Raw genomic sequence first — 19,186 nt, forward strand, 5'->3', positions numbered from 1 at the left:
ACCGAGATCTCGGTGCAGAAGCGTCGGGGTCACCGGATATCCGGGGACTCCGCCGCCGGCGCCGGCCCCTCAGCGGCGACGGCGGGTGGCACCCCACAGGCCGACGCCGATCCCGAGCGCGGCACCGCCGAGGCCGATCGCCTTCTGGGAACCGGTCATCTCGTGGTGGACCGGGAGCCCGCCCAGGAGGTCGGCCGCGTCGGCGCCGCCCGAGGCCAGGAACCACCCGCGGGTGTCCTTGCCGCGCAGCGCCGCCTGCATCAGCAGGCCTCCGATGAGGAAGTCGCGGTAGCCCATCGACCGCAGCAGGAGCCGCGCCGTGGTGTCGACCTCGCGCTTGTCCCCCCACAGCCGGTTGGCCTTGAGCGGGTCGACCAGGAACGAGACGCCGGACGCGAACCGGATGCTGCCCGCGACCAGCGCGGCGGTGTCGACTGCCATGCCGGGACTCTAGGGGTTGGGGCTAGGGCTGCGGCCACTCCTTGGCGACGAGGGTCAGCACGTCGTACGTCGCCACCGGCTCGCCGGCCGCGTTGGTGACCAGGGCGTCCCAGCGGACCTCGCCGTAGTCGGCGGTCGCCCGCGGGGTGATCTGCTTGACCGTCAGCGTCACCGCGATCGAGTCGTCCGCCTTCACCGGCGTGAGGAACCGGAGGTTGTCGACGCCGAAGTTGGCCAGCACCGGCCCGGGGTCGGGGTCGACGAACAGGCCGGCCGCCAGGGAGACGATCAGGTAGCCGTGCGCGACGATGCCGCCGAACAGCGGGTTGGCGGCGGCCGCCTCGGGGTCGGTGTGCGCGTAGAACGTGTCGCCGGTGAACTCCGCGAAGTGGTCGATGTCGGCCCGGGTCACCTGGCGCGGGGCCGATGCGACGGTGTCGCCGACCCGCATCTCCGCGAGGCTCTTGCGGAACGGGTGGACGCCGTCGTCGCGTCGTCGGGACCCGGTCGTCCAGCGGCCGGTGATCGCGGTCATCAGGTCGGGTGACGCCTGCACCGCGGTGCGCTGCATGTGTCCGAGGACGGCCCGGACGCCGCCGAGCTCCTCGCCGCCGCCGGCCCGGCCGGGGCCGCCGTGCACCAGCATCGGCAGCGGTGAGCCGTGGCCGGTCGACTCGGCCGCGTCGTCGCGGTCGAGGACGTGGACCCGGCCGTGCCACGGCGCGATCCCGAGCACGACCGCCCGGGCGACGTCGGGGTCGTGGGTGACGACGGAGGCGACCAGCGAGCCGCGGCCCCTGGCCGCCAGCTCGACCGCGTCGTCCAGGGAGTCGTAGGTCAGCACCGTGCTCACCGGGCCGAACGGCTCCACGTCGTGCGGCTCGACGGCACCCTGCCTGGCCCGCAGCAGGACCGGGCCGAGGAAGGCGCCGCGATCGGCGTCGCCGTCGACGAGGTCCACGTGGTCGGGGTCGCCGTGGACGACGTCCGCGGACGCGCGCAGCGACTGGATCGCCTTGCGCACCTCCTCGCGCTGCTCGAGGCTGGCCAGCGCGCCCATCCGGACGTCCGGGTGCGACGGCGTACCGACCGGCACCGTCGCCAGCCGAGCGGTCAGCGCCTCGACGACGGTGTCCGCCATCGCGGCCGGGACGATCGCGCGCCGGATGGCGGTGCACTTCTGGCCGGCCTTGACGGTCATCTCGGTGACGACGCCCTTGACGAAGAGCTCGAGCTCGGGGTCGTCCGCGGTCACGTCCGGACCGAGGATGGAGCAGTTGAGCGAGTCCGCCTCGACGCCGAGCCGGACGCCGCCGTGCAGGACCTGCGGGTGGTTGCGGAGCAGGCCCGCCGTGTGCGCCGACCCGGTGAAGGCGACCGAGTCCTGCACGGTGAGCTCATCGAGCAGCCCGCCCGCGCTCCCGGCCAGCAGCTGGAGCGACCCCTCGGGGAGGACGCCGCTCTCGATGATCCGGCGGACCACCGCCTCGGTGAGGTACGCCGTCTGGCTGGCCGGCTTGACGATGCTGGGCAGGCCGGCGAGGAAGGCCGGCGCGAGCTTCTCGAGCATCCCCCAGACCGGGAAGTTGAAGGCGTTGATCTGCACGGCGACGCCCGGCCGTGAGGTGTGGACGTGCTGGCCGACGAAGGTGCCGCCCTTGCCGAGCTGCTCGAGCCCACCGTCGAGGACGACAGTGTCGTTGGGCAGCTCGCGGACCCCCTTGCTGGCGAAGCCGAACAGGGTCCCGATGCCGCCGTCGATGTCGACCGCGGAGTCGCGCCGGGTGGCGCCCGTACGGAACGACAGCTCGTAGAAGGGCTCCTTGTCGGCGCCCAGCTGCTTGGCGAGCTCCTTGAGCAGCCCGGCCCGTTCGTGGAAGGTCAGCGCGCGGATCGCCGGGCCGCCCACCGTCCTGGCGTGCGCCACCATCTCGCCCAGGTCCAGGCCGGTCGAGGACAGCCGGGCGACCTCGTCGCCGGTCGCCGCGTCGAGCAGCGGCTGTCCCTCGTCCGGGGCGGCGAACCAGCGGCCCACCGCATAGCTCTCGAGCAGAGGCGTGTTCCCGCGCGCAGCCATGGCGGCAGGCTAATACCAGACCGATCGGTCAGTAAATGACCTCGTGGTCTCAGAACCCCAGCCGCACCCGATGCTGGGTCAGCCAGTCGGCGTAGGCGGCGAAGGACCACCGCTCGGCGGCCGCCAGGGCCGCGTCGGCGTGCCGCGCCGCCGCGGCCCGGTCGCCCGCGACGACCTCGGCCAGCGCCAGGTAGCCGGCCACCGGCCCCACGGTCATCACGGCTCCCGCGACCGCCATCCGGTCGGCGTACGGCGTGAGCATCTCGCGTGCCTGGACGGCGAGCCCGAGGCTGCCGACGACGCTAGCGGTCTCGGCCTCCACGCACCAGTCCGCGACCGAGGACCAGAACGAGCCCTCCTCCGACGGCAGCGGGTTGGTCTCGAGGACGGCACGCAGCTCCTCGACCATCCCGCACCGACCGAGGACCACGTGCGCGACGACCGCGGCCATCCGGCCCTCGCGGTAGGCCTGCGCGATCGGACCGGCCAGCTCGGCCAGCTCGGCCGGGGAGTCGCTCCACAACCGCGAGTAGGTCAGCGCGGCGGGCCCCTGCATGTCCTGCATCGGCAGCGCCACCTCGGGGGCGACGGCGACCAGTCCGGCGTGGTGCTCGCGCACCAGGTCGGTCTGCCCGCGCAGGCTGGCCAGCGTCATCTCCATCCAGTGGTGCGTCAGCAGCACGAACGGCAACCGGTCCCGGCGCGCGATGGCGGCGGCGGCTCCTGCCAGCTCGTCCCAGCGGTCGACGTGCCCGAGCTCGAGGAGGGTGAGCCCCTCGGTGACGAGCAGCACCGCCTCCGCCGCCGCGTCCCCGGCCCGGCGTGCCGCCGCGACCCCCTCGGCCGCCCAGGCGGCCCGCTCCTCGACCTGCTCGGGGACCCAGCTCGCCATCCACGCCGTCCGGCACGCCCACCAGTGCAGGTCGGGGTCATCGGCAGCCCGGGCCAGGCGCAGCCCGGCGTCGACCAGGGCCCGGCGCTCGGCACTCGAGTCCGGTTCGTAGTAGAGCTCGACGGACAGGGCCATCTGGAGCCGGCAGCGGGTCACGCCGTCCTCCTCGACGGCGTGCTCCAGCGCCCAGCGGAGATCGTCGATGATGTCCTCGACGTCGGCGTCCGGCTCGTGCGGCAGCCAGACGCAGTAGCGGCTCAGCGTGCTGGCCGCCGCGCCGACCCGGGCCGGCGACCCGAGCGCGCGGCCGAGCGCGGTGGCCTCCTGGGCGGCCGCCTCCACCTGCGGCCAGCGGGCGGCGTACGCCGCGTCGGTGGCCAGCCGCAGCAACAGGTCGTAGCGCTGCTCGTCGTCACCGTCGGCCGAGCGTCGGTGGGCGGCGACGGCGGACCCTCGCAGCTCCATCGCCTCGGCGTACGCCGAGGAGGCCCGGGCCTGGTCGGCGGCCGCGTCGGCGGCGCGCCAGGCCCGCTCGGCGTGGCTGCTGCCGGCGGCCAGCCAGTGCCGCGCCAGCTCCGCGGTGCGCTCCTCCGGGGCCGTCAGCCGACGGACCTCCGGGTCGCCCTCGAACGCCCGGGCCACCTGGGCGTGCAGCCGGGCCCGGCGGTGCTCGGGCATCGCCAGGTAGACCGCGTCGCGGGTCAGCGCGTGGGTGAACGCGAACGACTCGTCGTCGGCCTCGAGGAGGAGATCAGCGCCCAGGGCGAGCTCGAGGTCGTCCAGGACGTCGTCCAGCGGCTCGCCGCTCGCCGCCGCCACCGTCTCGGCGCGGAACCTGCGTCCCGCCGCGGCAGCGGTGGCGAGCGTCAGCCTGGCCCGCTCCGGCAGCCACGTCAGCCGGCGCAGCACGACGTCCCGGACCGTGGCCGGGACCTGTCCGGATGCCGTGGCCCCGAGCCGGGCGAGCTCGACGAGGAAGAAGGGGTTGCCGCCGGCCCGTTCGTGCCAGGTCGCCGCCACGGCCTCCTCGACCGGTCCGGGCACCAGGCCGGCGATCAGCGCCCGGGACGCCGGCGCATCCAGGCCCACCAGCTCGAGCCGCTCGGCGTGCCGACGGGCCAGTGCCTCGGCGACCAGCGACGTCGCGGGGGTCGGTCCGGGGTTGGTGCGCCGGGTGACGACGACGCACACGGCGGCGTCCGGCGGGCAGCTGGTCAGGAGGTGCGCCAGCGTGCGCAGGGTCGCGTCGTCGGCCCAGTGGATGTCGTCGAGGACCACGAGAAGCGGAGCCGACGAGGCCGCGGCCAGCACCTGGCCGGCGATCCGGTCCCAGGTCGCGAACGCGGCCAGGCCTGGACCGGTCTCGTCGGGAGTCGGAGCGGTCTCGGCTCCCCCGGCGTCGATCGCCTGGAGGACCGCCCGCCAGGGCCACAGGGGCGGCGCCCCGTCGTCCTGCGAGCAGCGGCCGAGTGCGACCGACATGCCGAGGGAACGGGCCCGCTCCACCAGGTCGTCGACCAACCGGGTCTTCCCGATCCCTGGCTCGCCCACCACCTGGGCCGCCGTGAAGTGGCCCTGCCGGGTGCGGTCCAGCAGCCCCGCGAGGCGCTCGCGCTCGTGGTCGCGACCCACCAGCCCGGACAGGTCGAGGTGTCCCGTGGGGGCGCCGGACGTGGGGGCGGCGGCCTGCCGCGCGGCGGGCAGCCACTGCTGGAGTGCCGGTGACTGCTGGAGGATCGCCTGCTCCAGCGCGCGCAGCTGGGGTCCGGGGTCGAGGCCGAGCTCCTCGGCGAGCAGGTCGCGCAGCTGCCGGATCGAGTCCAGGGCGTCGGCCTGCCGCCCGGAGCGGAGCAGCGCGAGCGCGTGCAGGGCCCAGGTCTGCTCGCGCAGCGACCCCCGCGAGACGGCGACCTCGGTGGTCGCCAGGACCCCGACGTGCTCGCCCAGCGCCAGCAGACCGAGCAGCCGTGACTCCTCCGCGCCCGCGCGGAGCTGCTCGAGCGCCGCGCGCTCGGCGAGCACGTCGGGGTGACCGGGCAGGTCGGCGTACGGCTCGCCGTCCCACCAGTCGAGGGCCGACTCGATGCGTTCGACGGCGGCGGTGACCTCACCGCGGTCGGGCCACGTGGGCGCCGGGCCGGTGTCGAGCTGGCTCGCCAGCGGTGCCAGGACCCGGTCCGCGGCCCGCACCGTGACCGCGAACCTCTGGGCGTCGACGTTCTCGGGTGGCACGTGCAGGACGTAGCCGTGGTCGGTGGTCTCGAGGATCGCCCCGGCGCCCCGGGACGGCCGATCGGGCTCCAGGACCCGCCGCAGCCCCGAGATGTAGACGTGCAGGGAGCCGTGCGCTCCCCGGGGCGGGCTCCCCGCCCAGACCAGGTCCGCGAGCAGGTCGGCGGCCACGGCCCGCCCCGGCGTCAGTGCCAGCGCGGCCAGGACCGACCGCGGCTTGCGGGCGCCGAGGTCGAGCTCGGCGCCGTTCGCGTCCCGCACCCGGCAGGCACCGAGCACGGAGATCTGCACGGCGTCACGGTAGTGGGTGCGCGGCCTCCCGGGCGCTCCCGAGTGATCCAAGTCCGGCCCAAGTACGGCGCAAGCCGGCGCCCCCACGCTGGGGACACCACGACAGGAGACGACATGACCACTCACCCCCGCAGTCCCAGCGCCGGAGACCACCCGCAGATCTCGCTGCCCGGCCAGACCCACGTCGCCCACGGTCCGCACGACCAGACCGGCATGTACCTGATGCACCACGCCTTCCGGCGCGACCTGGCCGGCTTCGAGGCCGCGGTCCGGCGTACCCCCGTCGGTGACCGCGACACCTGGGCGGCCCTCGCGGACCGCTGGGCGCTCTTCGCGGAGACGCTGCACCACCATCACGCCATCGAGGACGACCACCTGTGGCCGACCATGCTGCGCTCCCTGGACACGGCCGGCGACGCCGAGGGCCGCGCCACGCTGGAGGCGATGGAGGAGGAGCACGGACGGATCGACCCTGCGCTCCGGGCCTGCGCCGAGGGGTTCGCCGCGATGCGCAGCCATCCGTGCGCGGACCACCGCAACGCCCTGGACGTCCACGTAACCGAGACCCGGGCGCTCCTGGCCGACCACCTGCGGCACGAGGAGACCGGGGCGCTGCCCCTGCTCCAGCGGACCGTGACGGTCGACGACTACGCGGCCTTCGAGGCGGCCGCCGAGAAGGGCTACCCGGTCCGGATGGTGCCCTTCCTCGTCTGCTGGGTCATGCACGGCGTCCCCGATGACCTGGCCCGGGAGTTCCTGGGCCAGGCCGGGACACCGCACCGCCTGCTGCGGCGGCTCTTCCGAGGTCGGTTCGAGCGGCGCGAGCAGCGGGCCTTCCGGTACGTCTGACGACCGGTCAGCACCGCGCTTGCGCTGGACCGGTCGTGCTGGCACTATTTACAGACCGATTGGTCAGTAAATAGCTCCGGAGGCGGGATGACCACGACCGTGCCCGAGGACGTGCTGCTGCAGCAGTTCGACGCGGTGATCGCCCGCAACGATCGGATCGAGCCCCGCGACTGGATGCCCGAGGGCTACCGCAAGACGCTGGTCCGGCAGGTCGCCCAGCACGCGCACTCCGAGATCATCGGGATGCAGCCGGAGGGCAACTGGCTCACCCGCGCGCCGTCGCTGCGGCGCAAGGCGATCCTGCTGGCCAAGGTGCAGGACGAGGCCGGGCACGGGCTCTACCTCTACTCCGCCACCGAGACCCTCGGCGTCTCCCGCGGCGAGCTGACCGAGATGCTCATCGAGGGCCGGCAGAAGTACTCCTCGATCTTCAACTACCCGACGCTGTCCTTCGCCGACGTGGGCACGATCGGCTGGCTGGTCGACGGCGCGGCGATCTGCAACCAGGTCCCGCTCTGCCGGACGTCGTACGGCCCGTACGGCCGGGCGATGATCCGGATCTGCAAGGAGGAGTCCTTCCACCAGCGCCAGGGCTACGAGCTGCTGATGACGATGATGCGGGGCACCGACGAGCAGCGGGCGATGGTGCAGGAGTCGGTGGACCGGTTCTGGTGGCCGGCGCTGATGATGTTCGGCCCGCCCGACGCCGACTCCCCCAACACCGCCCAGTCGATGGCGTGGGGCATCAAGCGCAACACCAACGACGACCTGCGCCAGCGGTTCGTCGACATGACCGTGCCGCAGGCCGAGGCGCTCGGCGTGACGCTCCCCGACCCGGAGCTCCGCTGGAACGAGGAGCGCGGCGCGCACGACTTCGGCCAGCCGGACTGGGACGAGTTCATGCAGGTGGTCCAGGGCAACGGACCGTGCAACCGGCAGCGGATCGCGCACCGGCGGCGGGCGCACGAGGACGGCGCCTGGGTGAGGGACGCCGCGACTGCGTTCGCCGCGAGGGGGACGTCATGAGCGAGTGGCCGCTCTACGAGGTGTTCGTGCGCGGCAAGCGCGGGCTCAACCACGTGCACGTCGGGTCGCTGCACGCGGCCGACGACGCGATGGCGCTGCACAACGCCCGCGACGTCTACACCCGGCGCAACGAGGGCGTCTCGATCTGGGTGGTCCGCGCCGACGCCATCGCGGCCTCGAGCCCGGACGAGAAGGACCCGCTCTTCGCGCCGGCGGGCGACAAGGTCTACCGGCACCCGACCTTCTACTCCATCCCCGACGACGTCCCCCACATGTGACGGCGACCGTGACTGACCACGACAACGCGTACGCCGACCTGCTCGGCAGCGACGACGCGCACTGGGCCTTCGGGCACCTGCCAGAGATCCAGCAGGGCGAGGATCCGCTGGCGGGCGTCGACACCACGGTCCCCGCGGGGCTCGACCCGGCCGGGCTGGCGGCGTACTGCCTGTTCCTCGGGGACGACGCCTTGGTGATGTCCCACCGGCTCTCGGAGTGGTGCAGCAACGCCCCGGACCTCGAGGACGACATCGCGCTGGCCAACATCGCCCTCGACCTGCTCGGCCAGGCCCGGCTGCTGCTGTCCCGGGCCGCGGCCGCCGACCCGTCGGTCGTCCCGGCGCTGCCGGAGGGCTCGCCGGTGCCGGCCGAGGACGCGCTGGCGTTCTTCCGCGAGGCTCGCGACTTCCGCAACGTCCGGCTGGTCGAGGTGCCGCACGGCGACTTCGGGCACCTGGTCGCCAGGCTGCTGCTCTTCGCGACGGCCAGGCTGGCGGCCTTCGAGCGGCTGACCGCCCACGCCGATCCCGTCCTGTCGGCGATCGCGGCCAAGGGGGTCAAGGAGCTCGCCTACCACCGGGACTACGCCGCCCGCTGGTTCGTGACGCTGGCGCAGGGCACCGACGAGTCCCGGCGCCGGCTGCTCGCCGGTCTCACGGAGGTCTGGCCGTTGCAGGCCGAGCTGGTCGCGACCTACGACGTGGCCGCGGAGACCGGCGTCGTCCTGGACGAGGTCCTCGCGGCGGCCGGGGTGGACCGTCCCGCGGTCGGCCCGATGTCGGGTCACGGGCACACCGAGGCCCTGTCCCGGATGCTCGCCGAGATGCAGGTCGTCGCCCGCGCCCACCCGCTGGGGACCTGGTGAACGCCTACGCGGTGGCCGCCGCGGTCACCGACCCGGAGATGCCGATGCTGACCCTCGAGGACCTCGGGGTCCTGCGCGACGTGCGGGCGGAGGGGAGCGAGGTCGTCGTCACGATCACGCCGACCTACTCCGGCTGCCCGGCCATGGCGACCATGCGCGACGACCTCGTGCACCGCCTGTCCGAGGCCGGGTACGCCGCGCGCGTCCGCGTCTCGCTGACGCCCGCCTGGTCGAGCGACTGGATCACCGAGCGCGGGCGCGCGGCACTGCGGGCGCACGGCCTCTCGGCCCCCGGCCCGGCGCCGCGGCACGACGGCCCGGTCGCACTCAACCTGCTGCCGACCCGGCGCGACGCCACCTGCCCTCGGTGCGGGTCGGCGCAGGTGGAGCTCACCTCGGAGTTCGGCCCCACCGCCTGCACCGCGCTCTACCGCTGCACCGGCTGTCTCGAGCCGTTCGAGCACGTGAAGGAGCACTAGTGGCCTTCCACACCCTCACCGTCGCCGAGGTCGAGGAGCTCACCGACGACGCGGTCGCGGTCACCTTCGAGGTGCCCGACGACCTCCGCGACGAGTTCGCGTTCGTCCCCGGCCAGTCCGTGACCCTGCGGCGCACGGTCGACGGCCGTGAGGAGCGACGCCAGTACTCGATCAGCGCCCCGGTCGGGTCGTCGCCCCGGGTCGGCGTCCGGGAGATCCCGGACGGGCTGTTCTCCCGGTGGCTGGTCCGGGAGGTCCGCCCGGGCGACACCGTGGAGGTCCAGTCGCCGGGTGGCCGGTTCTGCCCCGACCCGGCCCTGCTCGAGGGCGGCCGGCACCTGTGCGTCGCGGCCGGCTCGGGCATCACGCCGATGCTGTCGGTGGCGGCGACCGTGCTGGGGAACGACGGCGAGGTCACGCTGCTCTACGGCAACCGGACCACCGGGTCGGTGATGTTCGCCGAGGAGCTGGCCGACCTGAAGAACCGCTACGGGCCCGCGCTCCAGCTCGTGCACGTCCTGTCCCGTGAGCCCCGCGACGTCGAGCTGTTCTCGGGCCGCCTCGACGCCGACCGGCTGCACCGGCTGCTCACCGTGCTGGCCCCCGCGGCGACGTTCGACCACGTCTGGATCTGCGGGCCGCACGCGATGCTCGAGGATGCCCGCACCGTGCTCGCCGACCTCGGTGTCCCGGCCGACCGGGTGCACTTCGAGCTGTTCTACGTCCACGCACCCCCGCCCGAGCTGCACCGGGCCGAGGCCCGGGTGACGGGCGAGACCACGGAGGTGACCGTCGTCCTCGACGGGCTGACGACCACGGCACCGCTCCCCCGGGACCTGCCGATCCTCGACGGGGCACAGGCGTCGCGTTCGGACCTCCCGTTCGCCTGCAAGGGCGGGGTCTGCGGCACCTGCCGGGCCAAGGTCACCGAGGGCATGGTCGACATGCGTCGCAACTACGCGCTCGAGCCGGCCGAGGTCGAGGCCGGCTTCGTGCTGACCTGCCAGTCCTACCCCCTCGCCGACCCGGTCACCGTGGACTTCGACGCATGAGCGGGGCACCGTGAGCCGGGCACTGAGGGTCGAGGACATGTGGGCGGCTGACGCGGCCAGCCGCGCGCTCGGCATGACGCTCGTCGAGGTCGCGGAGGGCCGCGCGGTCGTCCGGATGACCGTGCGCGACGACATGCTCAACGGGCACGGCACGGCGCACGGCGGTCTCGTCGCCACGCTGGCCGACAGCGCGTTCGCGGTGGCCTGCAACTCGCACGGCGTCGCCGCCGTGGCCTCCGGCTTCGAGGTCACCTTCCTGCGCCCGGCTCACGTCGGTGACGTCCTGGTCGCCACGGCGCAGGAGCGGTCGCTCACCGCGCGGACCGGGATCTGCGACGTGACCGTCCGCCGCCCCGACGGCGAGGTGGTCGCCGAGTTCCGCGGCCGCAGCCGGCAGCTGCCGCCCCGCACGCCCTAGGAGCCATCGGGTACCAAGGACGCATGCAGACACGACGCCTCGGCGACCGGACCGTCAGCGCGATCGGGCTCGGCGGCATGCCGATGTCGGTGCGCCCCGTCAACGACGAGGAGCAGGGCATCGCGACCATCCGCACCGCCGTGGAGAACGGCGTCACGCTGATCGACACCGCCGACGCCTACTGTCGTGACGAGAGCGAGTTCGGTCACAACGAGGTGCTGATCGCGAAGGCCCTCGCCCAGGCCGGCGCGGGACCCGACGACGTGCTGGTCGCGACCAAGGGCGGCCACACCCGCACGGGGACCGCGTGGACGCTCGACGGCCGGCCCGAGTACCTGCGGGAGGCCTGCGTCGCCTCCGCCCGGCGGCTCGGCGTCGAGCAGATCGGCCTCTACCAGTTCCACCGGCCCGACCCCGCCGTTCCCTATGCCGACAGCATCGGTGGCCTCAAGGCGCTGCTGGACGAGGGCCTGATCGCCACCGCGGGCATCTCCAACGCCGACCCCGAGCAGATCCGCCTGGCCCACGAGATCCTCGGCGCCGGCCTGGTGTCGGTCCAGAACCAGTACTCACCGTCGTTCCGCTCCTCCGAGCCCGAGATCGACGTGTGTGACGAGCTGGGGCTGGCGTTCCTGCCGTGGAGCCCACTCGGCGGGATGGGCGGCGCGGCCGGCCTCGGCGACGACTTCGCGGTGTTCGGCAAGGTCGCCGCCAAGCACGGCGTGAGCCCGCAGCAGGTCGCCCTCGCCTGGGAGCTGGCCCGCTCCGGCAACGTGGTCCCGATCCCCGGCGCGAGCCGCCCGGAGTCGGTCACCGACTCGGTCGCGGCCGTCCATCTGCAGCTCGACGACGAGGACCTGGCTCAGCTCGCCTCCGCCTGACGCAGGTCAGGACGACGTCGCGAGGTCCCTGCTCGCCACGCCGTTGCTGGCCGGGTGGATCGTGACCTGGTCGTCCTCGGGCTCGGGGTGACCCGTCGCGACCTCGACCCGGTTGCGCCCCAGCCGCTTCGCGACGTAGAGGGCGGCATCCGCGAGGCGCTCCAGGCGCTCGGGGCTGAGGGCGTGCTCGGGGTAGGCGGCCACCCCGAGGCTGGCGGTGATCTCGACGTCGACACCGGGGACGACGACGTCCGCGATCGCCTTGCGGAGCTTCTCGGCGACGGCGGCGCCGCCGGCCGCGTCGGTGTCCGGCAGGATCACTGCGAACTCCTCGCCGCCGTTGCGGCCCGCGAAGTCCCCCTCCCGCATCGTCGCCCGCATGACCGTCCCCACGCTGGCGAGCACCTGGTCGCCGGCCGGATGGCCGAACCGGTCGTTGAGCGACTTGAAGTGGTCGAGGTCGAGCATCACGACCGCCATCGGGTTGGCCGACCGGGAGGACTGGGCGAACATCCGCTTGAGGTTGTCGGCCACGGATCGCTTGTTGGGCAGCCCGGTCAAGGCGTCCGTGGAGGCCCTGAGCTGGGCGATCGCGAGGTTGCGCAGGTTGGCCAGCACCGGCGCCGCCTGCGCGACCGAGTCGCGGACCATCCGGCGCTGTCGTGGATCGGCGCGGTGCGGGGTGCTGACCAGCACCGACCCGATCACCTCGCCGCCCACCGTCAGCGGGCGGCACGTGGAGAAGGCCGCACAGGGAGAGCAGACGTCGCAGGTGATCAGACCCGGCTCGCGGGCGTCCTCGTCATGGGCACGCGCGGAGCGGATCGCGAGGCAGGACCGGGGCTCGGCTGCCTCCAGTCGCTCGGCCAGCGCCGGGTCGTCCGAGAGGTCGGTCATCGCCTCGAGCCGGTTCGCGCTGTTGTTGCGGTTGAGGATCGCGACGGCCCCGTCGGGGACGACGCGGAGCAGACGGCGTTGGAGCAGCCCGTGCGCACCCTCCTCGGTCTCGGTCAGCTGCAGCGTGTCCGCGAACTCGGCCTGGTCCTTCATCGGCTCGATCTCGCGCCGCATCCGCTGGTTGCCGACGAAGCCCAGCCCCGCCAGGAGGGCCAACGTCAGACCCGCGGTCCCGATGAGCTGCCACTTGACGCCGTCCACGGCGTCGGACGTCGCCTGGTTGCGCAACCCCGCGTCGGCCGCCTCACTCCTCACCATGGCCTCGGCGTCCCGGTTGAACGTCTCGTACTGCTGGCGCAGCTCCTCGATGAGCTCGGTGTTCTCGGGACTGGTCAGGCCGGGGTCGGTGAGCAAGGCACGCATCGCCGTCCAGCCGTTGACCAGCCGGGCCACCCGCTCGCGTTCGCCGCCGTCCTCGGTCTCGATCCGGCGCAGGTCGACGAGCAGCGCCTCGACCCGCGGGATCTGCTCCTGGTAGAGCTCGGCAGACATCGACGAGTTGAACTCGACCAGGGCCAGGGTGCGACCCGTGACGAACGCCCGGTCGACGGCCAGTGCGAACTGGGCGGCCAGCGTGGCGTGGGCCACCTCGTCGGTGTTGATCGCATCGGACTCCGCAGCGGTGTTGTTGAGCCCGGCGACCGCGATGCCCGTCATCGTCGCCAGGCCCAACGAGGCCGCGAGGACGATGCCGGCGACGACCGTAGAGCTACGGGAGAAGAGCGTGAGCATCGCACCTCACCTGGACCGAGACGCCTCGCACGGAGGCCACTACCCCCACCGTACGGAGCCGTCGTGGCCCCCGCTGCGGTTTGGCGCAACTCATCCCGCGCGGGGCCGGCCCGCGGTCAGCGGTGCAGACCGTCGAAGGCCAGGGTCGCGATCGCGTCGGCGAGCTCGGTCCCGCCGACCCCGCGGCCGGGCCGGTACCACTCCACCAGGGAGTTGACCATCCCGAACAGCAGCCGGCTCACGAGGTCCGGGCGCAGGTCCGAGCGCAGCGTGCCCTCCTCGACGGCCGCCTGAACCAGCGCGGCGAGCCGCGCGTCGACGTGCCGCCGCCGGCTCAGGGCCCGGACCTCGACCTCGCTGTTGCCCCGCACCCGCAGCAGCAGGGTCACCGCGGGCTGGTGGGCCACCAGGACCTCGACGCTCTGCCGGACGACCGACCGCAGCCGTTCGTACGCCGACGCCGTCGACATCGCCTCGGCGAGAGTGATCGCGGCCTCGAGCCCCTCGAGCGCCTCGTCGAGGGCCTGGGAGAGCAGGTGCGCCTTGCTGGGCACGTGGTGGTAGATCGCCGACTTGGTCACCCCGAGCTCGGCCGCCAGGTCACCCATGCTGGTGCCGTCGTAGCCCTGGCGGTTGAACAGGTCGATGGCGATGCGCAGCACGGCCGCCTGGTCGTGGCCGGGCCGGCCACGGCGGGGGACGTCGGCCTCCGTCATGCCGCCCAGTCCACCACGCTGACGACGTGGTCACCGCTGAGTCCTTTGAGCTGAACCTGACGCCGCTCGGTCAGCACGACGTCGTCGCAGTCCTCGACGGCCTCCGCCACGCTCTCGCTGACCAGGATCTCGCCGCCCGAGGCGAGCGCCGCGACCCGGGCGGCCTGGGCGACGTTGCGGCCGAAGATGTCGTTGTCGCGGTGGACGACGTCGCCGTGGTGGATGCCGATCCGGACCAGCACGACGGCCTTGCCCCTGCGGCTGCCCTTGTCGAAGGCGCGCTGGACCGCGACCGCGCACCGCACTGCGTCCTCAGGGGTCGGGAAGGCGACCATGAAGCCGTCACCCTGGGTCTTCACCACCCGACCGTGGTGCCGGTCGACCGCCGAGCGCACGACCGAGTCGTGTCGCGCCAGCAGCCTGACCCACTCCCGGTCACCGAGCCGCTCGTTGAGCTCGGTCGAGCCCTCGATGTCGGAGAACAGGATGGAGATGCCGCCGTCGGGTCCGGCCATCGCCACCAGCGCCGGCCGCTCGACCTGCGCCCAGCCGGCCAGGTCCTCGATCGAGCTGCGGATGGCGCCACCGAACCCCTTCTCCCGGACCAGGTTGGCGGTCTCCCACACCCCTTTGACGAGCTCGTCGGGCTTCGGGACCAGCCGCTTGGGCGGACGCCGCTTGCCCGTCGTGTCGAGCGCGGCGGCGAGCTTGGCCCGTAGCAGCCGCTGCGTGCGCCGTCCCTTGAGCCACAGGCCGGTGAGCACCAGCAGCAGGGCACCCTCGACCGACACCGCGACGATGAAGACCGCGAGCGCCGTGTTCCCCACGAGCACATGTTCCCAGCGGCGGGCTCGCGCCGGGTACTGGCCCGGGGTCGGTGGGACCGAGTACCCCAGGGTGTGCCCTGGTGCCCGCCGGACGTATCGACCCGCACGTACGGTGACCTCGGAGGGAGGCGCTCGTGGATGCACCGGACGGAGGCGAGCTCTGGCGCCTGGCGCTCGAGCACTCGCCGGTCGGCATGACCCTGGTCGGGCTCGACGGCCGGCTGCTCGTCGTCAACCGCGCGCTGTGCGACATGCTCGGCTACGACCCCGAGACCCTCACCACCAAAGGGTTCCAGGAGCTCACCCACCCCGACGACCTCGACAACGACCTCGAGCTCTTCGGTCAAGCCGTGGCGGGAGACATCGACTCCTACCGGCTCACCAAGCGCTACCTGCACGCGGACGGCCGGATCGTCTGGGGTGACCTCTCGGTCGCCCTGGTCAGGCAGGCGGACGGCTCGCCGCTCCACTTCATCTCGCAGATCCTCGACATCACCGAGCTCGAGGCCGAGCGGCGCACCCTCGAGGCGATCTTCGAGACCGTCAACGTCGGGTTGTTGCTGATCGACAAGGAGGGGCGGTACCGGCGGATGAACCGGCGGCACCAGGACTACATGCGGGTGACCTTCCCTGACGGGCACGACGGCGCCGCAGGCCAGCTCGGCCACGTGTACTTCCCCGACGGCAGCACCCCGATGGGGCGCGAGGACATGCCCTCCTTCCGGGCGGTCCAGGGTGAGGAGTTCGACGGTCTCTGGTACTGGGTGGGTCGTGACCCGGCCACCCGCTCCGCGCTCTCCACCTCGGCCCGCACCGTCCGGGACCCCTCGGGGGAGATGACCGGGGCCGTGCTCGCCTACCAGGACATCACCGACCTGATGCGCGCCCTCCAGGTCAAGGACGAGTTCGTCGCCTCGGTCTCCCACGAGCTGCGCACCCCACTCACCTCGGTGCTCGGCTACCTGGAGCTCCTCCGGAGCCGCGACGACCTCCCCGAGGCGGTCCAGACCCAGCTGGACGTCATCCACCGCAACGCCGGGAGCCTCCAGCTGCTGGTCTCGGACCTCCTCGACGTCGCCCAGGCCCGGGAGGGCGGACTCGAGCTGCACCGCGGGGCGGTCGACCTGGCCGAGCTCGTCCGGGAGACCCTGGACGCCGCGGCCCCGCAAGCGGACAACGCCGGGCTCGACCTGTCCGCCGAGCTCCCTGCGTCGCTGGTCACCCATGTCGACGGCCCCCGGGTCCGGCAGGTCATCGAGAACCTCGTGTCCAACGCGCTCAAGTACACCGAACCCGGCGGTTCGGTGACGGTCGGCCTGCACCGCGACGGGCACGGTGCGGGTGACGGCGACGCTGTCCTCACCGTCTGCGACACCGGGATCGGCATGACACCGCAGGAGCTCGAGCACGTCTGCACCCGCTTCTTCCGGGGCGAGGGGGCACTGCGCCGCGAGATCCCCGGGACCGGTCTGGGACTCAACATCGTGTCGTCGATCGTGAACGCCCACGGGGGCCGCCTCTCGGTCGAGAGCGACCCGGCCCGCGGGAGCCGCTTCACCGTACGACTGCCGGACGACGGTCCGGCACCGGCGTCGTAGGACGACCTGGGCGCGGGTCCTGCCGTGCGGTTGGATGAGCGGGTGAGCGACGGACGGTTCAGCGCAGACGAGATCACCGCGGCGTACGCCGCCATGCACGAGCGGGTGCAGGAACACGCGACGTCGGGCAACTGGGACGACTTCGCCCTCAACTTCACGCAGGACGCGGAGTACGTCGAGCACGCCTTCGGCACCTTCCGCGGCCGCGACGAGATCCGCGAGTGGTCGGTGCGGACGATGACGTCCTTCCCGGGCGGGATCATGACCGGCTTCCCGCTCGCGTGGTCCGTCGTGGACGTCCCGACCTCGCGGCTGATCTGCGAGGTGCGCAACCTGATGCCCGACCCGGGCGACGGCTCGCACCACGAGGAGTCCAACCTGACGATCATGACCTACGCGGGCGACGGGCTCTTCAGCCGCGAGGAGGACATCTACAACCCGCTGCGGTTCATGAAGATGTCGATGCGGTGGGCCCGGATCGCAAAGGCGCACGGCAACCTGTCCGAGGAGGGCAAGGCGTACGTCGCTCAGTTCGGCGGCTGACGTTGTCGTCGTCTGTCAGGCTCGCCCCATGAGAGGTGCGGCCAAGCGGGTCCTGCTCGAGGTGGTGGGCTGGGTGCTCGTGCTCGCCGGGATCGCCGCGCTCGTCCTGCCCGGACCGGGCCTGCTCCTCCTGGCCGCGGGCCTGTTCGTGCTGAGCCAGCAGTACGAGTGGGCCGAGCGGCGCGTCGACCCGATCCTCGACCGGGCGCTGATCAGTGCCGCGATGGGCGTCGAGTCGATCTGGAAGGTCGCCCTGTCCGTGCTGTTCGCGCTGGGTCTCGGCGCCTGCGGCGTGCTGTGGATCGCCTCGCCCCCCGCCCCGGGCTGGTGGCCGTTGAGCGACGGCTGGTGGCTGCCCGGCGGGCTGCCGACCGGGATCACCCAGGTCGCCTCGGCGGTCATCGCGCTGGGCCTGATCGTGTGGAGCTACCGGCGCTACCACGGCCACCCGGAGCGGGTGACCGAGCTCAAGCAGCGGGCCGCCGTCCGGGCCGAGGCGGACGCCTGAGGTTCAGCGAGCCCGGGCGCTCTCGACCAGCTCGCTGAGCTCGGCGACGACCTCGTCGAGCGGGTCGGACGTCCGCGACGCCCGGGCCAGCGCGACCGCTCCCTCGGTGGCCGCGACCACGGTGCGGGCCAGCCGCCCGGCCCGCTTGGCCGGTACGCCGGAGTCGCGCAGCGCCCTGGTGAGCGCCCGGTGCCAGTCGGCGAACACCTCGCGGGCGACCTCCTGGTGCCGCGGGTCGGTGGCCACCGCCGCCGCGGCGACCGGGCAGCCGGCGGCGTACTCACTCGCCTCGAGCACCCGCCGCCACCGGTCGGCGAAGACCTGGAGCACGGTGTCGGTGCCCTGCGTGCGGGCGTCCTCGATGAGCTGGGTGACCTGGGCCCCGACCAGCCGGACCGCCTCGTCGACGAGCTGCGCCTTGCCGCCGGGGAAGTGGTGGTAGGTCGAGCCGAGCGGGACCCCCGCCTGGATCGCCAGCTCGCGCAGGCTCATCGCGTCCACGCCACCCGCGGCGATCACCTTGGCGGCGCCCACGACCATCCGGCGCCGGGTGTCGGTACGCCGCCCGGTGGGTGCGTTGGTGTCGGTGGTCACGGCAGAAGTCTATTGCCACCACTATGACAGTCGTCATAACCTGCTCGTCATGACGATCTATGACACTCGTAATAATCTGGTCGAGCCGCGGTCCTCGACAGTCGTGGCCGACGACGGGCGCGAGCTGCGGGCCACCCGCTTCGAGCCGGTGGTGGGCGGCGAGGACGCCCGCGGAGCCGTCGTCCTCGTCCCCGCGATGGCCACCCCGGCCCGGTTCTACGCGGCGTTCGCCACCTGGCTCGCGGAGTCCGGGTTCCACGTGCTCACGTTCGACTACCGAGGCACGGGCAGCGTCGCGGAGATGAAGGCCGAGCGCGGTGACGTGCTCCGGTGGGCGGGCGACGCGGCCAGTGCGCTGGAGTCGCTGCTGGACGAGGACCTCGGTCTCCCGGTCACCTGGATCGGCCACAGCCTCGGCGGGCAGCTGCTGCCGTTCGCCCGGCACGACCTGCTCGACCGGGCCCTGCTGGTCGCGGCCGGCTCCGGCTACTGGCGCTACAACCAGCCGTCCATCCGCTGGCGGGCCCCGCTGCTCTTCCGGGTGGTCGGGCCGCTGGTGATGCGCGCGGCGGGCTACTTCCCGGGCCGTCGCCTCGGTCTCCTGGGCGACGCGCCGTCGGCGGCGATGCGGCAGTGGTCCCGCTGGTGCCTGAGTCCTGACTACTACGGCGTCGACGTCCCTGACCTCGGCGCCCGGCTCGCCGAGCTCGACCTGCCGATCGCCGCCCTGTCCTTCACCGACGACGAGCTGCTCAGCGCGCGGAGCCACCAGGCCCTCGAGGAGATGTACGCCGCCGCGCCGGTCGAGCCGCACCGGCTCGCACCCTCGGACCTCGGCGTGGACCGGATCGGGCACCACGGCTTCTTCCGGGCCAACATGCGGCCGGCGTGGGACCAGACCGTGCTGCCGCTCCTCGCGACCCGCTAGG

19 protein-coding genes are annotated in these 19,186 nt (G+C 73.1%); 12 read left to right on the forward strand and 7 right to left on the reverse strand.

Features of this window, described 5'->3' with window-relative positions; translation table 11 throughout:
• Positions 1 to 69: 69 nt before the first annotated feature.
• Genes JHD21_RS00005 through JHD21_RS00015 form a run of 3 tightly spaced genes read right to left on the reverse strand, consistent with a single transcriptional unit; the run spans position 70 to position 5,933 of the window.
• Positions 70 to 441 carry a DUF4267 domain-containing protein gene (locus JHD21_RS00005; RefSeq protein WP_292670616.1) on the reverse strand — a complete coding sequence of 124 codons (372 nt, stop codon included), beginning with the start codon at positions 439 to 441 and terminating at the stop codon, positions 70 to 72.
• 22 nt (positions 442 to 463) lie between these two features.
• Positions 464 to 2,518 (reverse strand): phenylacetic acid degradation bifunctional protein PaaZ, encoded by a 2,055-nt coding sequence (paaZ, locus tag JHD21_RS00010; protein WP_292670618.1) that lies wholly within the window; start codon positions 2,516 to 2,518, stop codon positions 464 to 466.
• Positions 2,519 to 2,567: 49 nt separating this feature from the next.
• Entirely contained in the window at positions 2,568 to 5,933 is a 3,366-nt protein-coding gene (locus JHD21_RS00015) for a BTAD domain-containing putative transcriptional regulator (RefSeq protein ID WP_292670620.1), read from the reverse strand.
• A 114-nt stretch (positions 5,934 to 6,047) separates the two neighbouring features.
• Here JHD21_RS00015 and JHD21_RS00020 point away from each other — a divergent pair, with 114 nt between their 5' ends.
• The 8 genes from JHD21_RS00020 to JHD21_RS00055 all read left to right on the forward strand — a co-directional run bounded on the left by JHD21_RS00020 (position 6,048) and on the right by JHD21_RS00055 (position 11,782).
• Positions 6,048 to 6,782 (forward strand): hemerythrin domain-containing protein, encoded by a 735-nt coding sequence (locus tag JHD21_RS00020; protein WP_292670621.1) that lies wholly within the window; start codon positions 6,048 to 6,050, stop codon positions 6,780 to 6,782.
• A gap of 87 nt (positions 6,783 to 6,869) precedes the next feature.
• Positions 6,870 to 7,808 carry a 1,2-phenylacetyl-CoA epoxidase subunit PaaA gene (gene paaA, locus JHD21_RS00025; protein ID WP_292670623.1) on the forward strand — a complete coding sequence of 313 codons (939 nt, stop codon included), beginning with the start codon at positions 6,870 to 6,872 and terminating at the stop codon, positions 7,806 to 7,808.
• Positions 7,805 to 8,086 (forward strand): 1,2-phenylacetyl-CoA epoxidase subunit PaaB, encoded by a 282-nt coding sequence (gene paaB / locus JHD21_RS00030; protein ID WP_292670625.1) that lies wholly within the window; start codon positions 7,805 to 7,807, stop codon positions 8,084 to 8,086. Before paaA ends, paaB begins: the two co-directional genes overlap by 4 nt.
• 8 nt (positions 8,087 to 8,094) lie before the next feature.
• On the forward strand, positions 8,095 to 8,952 hold the full coding sequence (paaC, locus tag JHD21_RS00035) for a 1,2-phenylacetyl-CoA epoxidase subunit PaaC (protein ID WP_292670626.1): 858 nt from the start codon (positions 8,095 to 8,097) through the stop codon (positions 8,950 to 8,952).
• Complete coding sequence (gene paaD / locus JHD21_RS00040) at positions 8,949 to 9,431, forward strand: 1,2-phenylacetyl-CoA epoxidase subunit PaaD (protein ID WP_292670628.1); 483 nt, start codon at positions 8,949 to 8,951, stop codon at positions 9,429 to 9,431. Before paaC ends, paaD begins: the two co-directional genes overlap by 4 nt.
• Complete coding sequence (gene paaE, locus JHD21_RS00045) at positions 9,431 to 10,483, forward strand: 1,2-phenylacetyl-CoA epoxidase subunit PaaE (protein WP_292670629.1); 1,053 nt, start codon at positions 9,431 to 9,433, stop codon at positions 10,481 to 10,483. Before paaD ends, paaE begins: the two co-directional genes overlap by 1 nt.
• Positions 10,484 to 10,493: 10 nt before the next feature.
• Complete coding sequence (gene paaI / locus JHD21_RS00050; protein WP_292670630.1) at positions 10,494 to 10,901, forward strand: hydroxyphenylacetyl-CoA thioesterase PaaI; 408 nt, start codon at positions 10,494 to 10,496, stop codon at positions 10,899 to 10,901.
• Between the two features lie 23 nt (positions 10,902 to 10,924).
• A complete protein-coding gene (locus tag JHD21_RS00055; protein WP_292670632.1) occupies positions 10,925 to 11,782 on the forward strand; it encodes an aldo/keto reductase in 858 nt (285 codons plus the stop codon).
• Between the two features lie 6 nt (positions 11,783 to 11,788).
• Here JHD21_RS00055 and JHD21_RS00060 read toward each other — a convergent pair whose 3' ends face one another.
• The 3 genes from JHD21_RS00060 to JHD21_RS00070 form a co-directional block, all read right to left on the reverse strand.
• Positions 11,789 to 13,471: a GGDEF domain-containing protein gene (locus JHD21_RS00060; RefSeq protein WP_292670634.1), complete on the reverse strand. Its 1,683-nt coding sequence runs from the start codon at positions 13,469 to 13,471 to the stop codon at positions 11,789 to 11,791.
• A 116-nt stretch (positions 13,472 to 13,587) separates the two neighbouring features.
• Complete coding sequence (locus JHD21_RS00065) at positions 13,588 to 14,187, reverse strand: TetR/AcrR family transcriptional regulator (RefSeq protein ID WP_292670635.1); 600 nt, start codon at positions 14,185 to 14,187, stop codon at positions 13,588 to 13,590.
• On the reverse strand, positions 14,184 to 15,014 hold the full coding sequence (locus JHD21_RS00070) for an adenylate/guanylate cyclase domain-containing protein (RefSeq protein WP_292670636.1): 831 nt from the start codon (positions 15,012 to 15,014) through the stop codon (positions 14,184 to 14,186). The genes JHD21_RS00065 and JHD21_RS00070 overlap by 4 nt, the downstream gene beginning before the upstream one ends.
• 134 nt (positions 15,015 to 15,148) lie before the next feature.
• Between JHD21_RS00070 and JHD21_RS00075 the strand changes: the two genes are divergently transcribed.
• Genes JHD21_RS00075 through JHD21_RS00085 form a run of 3 tightly spaced genes read left to right on the forward strand, consistent with a single transcriptional unit; the run spans position 15,149 to position 17,663 of the window.
• Positions 15,149 to 16,612: a PAS domain S-box protein gene (locus tag JHD21_RS00075; protein WP_292670637.1), complete on the forward strand. Its 1,464-nt coding sequence runs from the start codon at positions 15,149 to 15,151 to the stop codon at positions 16,610 to 16,612.
• Between the two features lie 42 nt (positions 16,613 to 16,654).
• Complete coding sequence (locus JHD21_RS00080) at positions 16,655 to 17,155, forward strand: nuclear transport factor 2 family protein (RefSeq protein ID WP_292670638.1); 501 nt, start codon at positions 16,655 to 16,657, stop codon at positions 17,153 to 17,155.
• Positions 17,156 to 17,183: 28 nt separating this feature from the next.
• A complete protein-coding gene (locus tag JHD21_RS00085; protein ID WP_292670640.1) occupies positions 17,184 to 17,663 on the forward strand; it encodes a PGPGW domain-containing protein in 480 nt (159 codons plus the stop codon).
• Positions 17,664 to 17,666: 3 nt separating this feature from the next.
• Here JHD21_RS00085 and JHD21_RS00090 read toward each other — a convergent pair whose 3' ends face one another.
• Positions 17,667 to 18,257 (reverse strand): TetR/AcrR family transcriptional regulator, encoded by a 591-nt coding sequence (locus JHD21_RS00090; RefSeq protein WP_292670641.1) that lies wholly within the window; start codon positions 18,255 to 18,257, stop codon positions 17,667 to 17,669.
• 49 nt (positions 18,258 to 18,306) lie between these two features.
• On the opposite strand from JHD21_RS00090, the gene JHD21_RS00095 reads away from it, so the two are divergent.
• On the forward strand, positions 18,307 to 19,185 hold the full coding sequence (locus tag JHD21_RS00095) for an alpha/beta fold hydrolase (protein ID WP_292670643.1): 879 nt from the start codon (positions 18,307 to 18,309) through the stop codon (positions 19,183 to 19,185).
• Position 19,186: the final 1 nt, after the last annotated feature.

Origin of the sequence: Nocardioides sp. (assembly GCF_016462705.1) — a bacterium.
Classification (GTDB): Bacteria; Actinomycetota; Actinomycetes; order Propionibacteriales; family Nocardioidaceae; genus Nocardioides.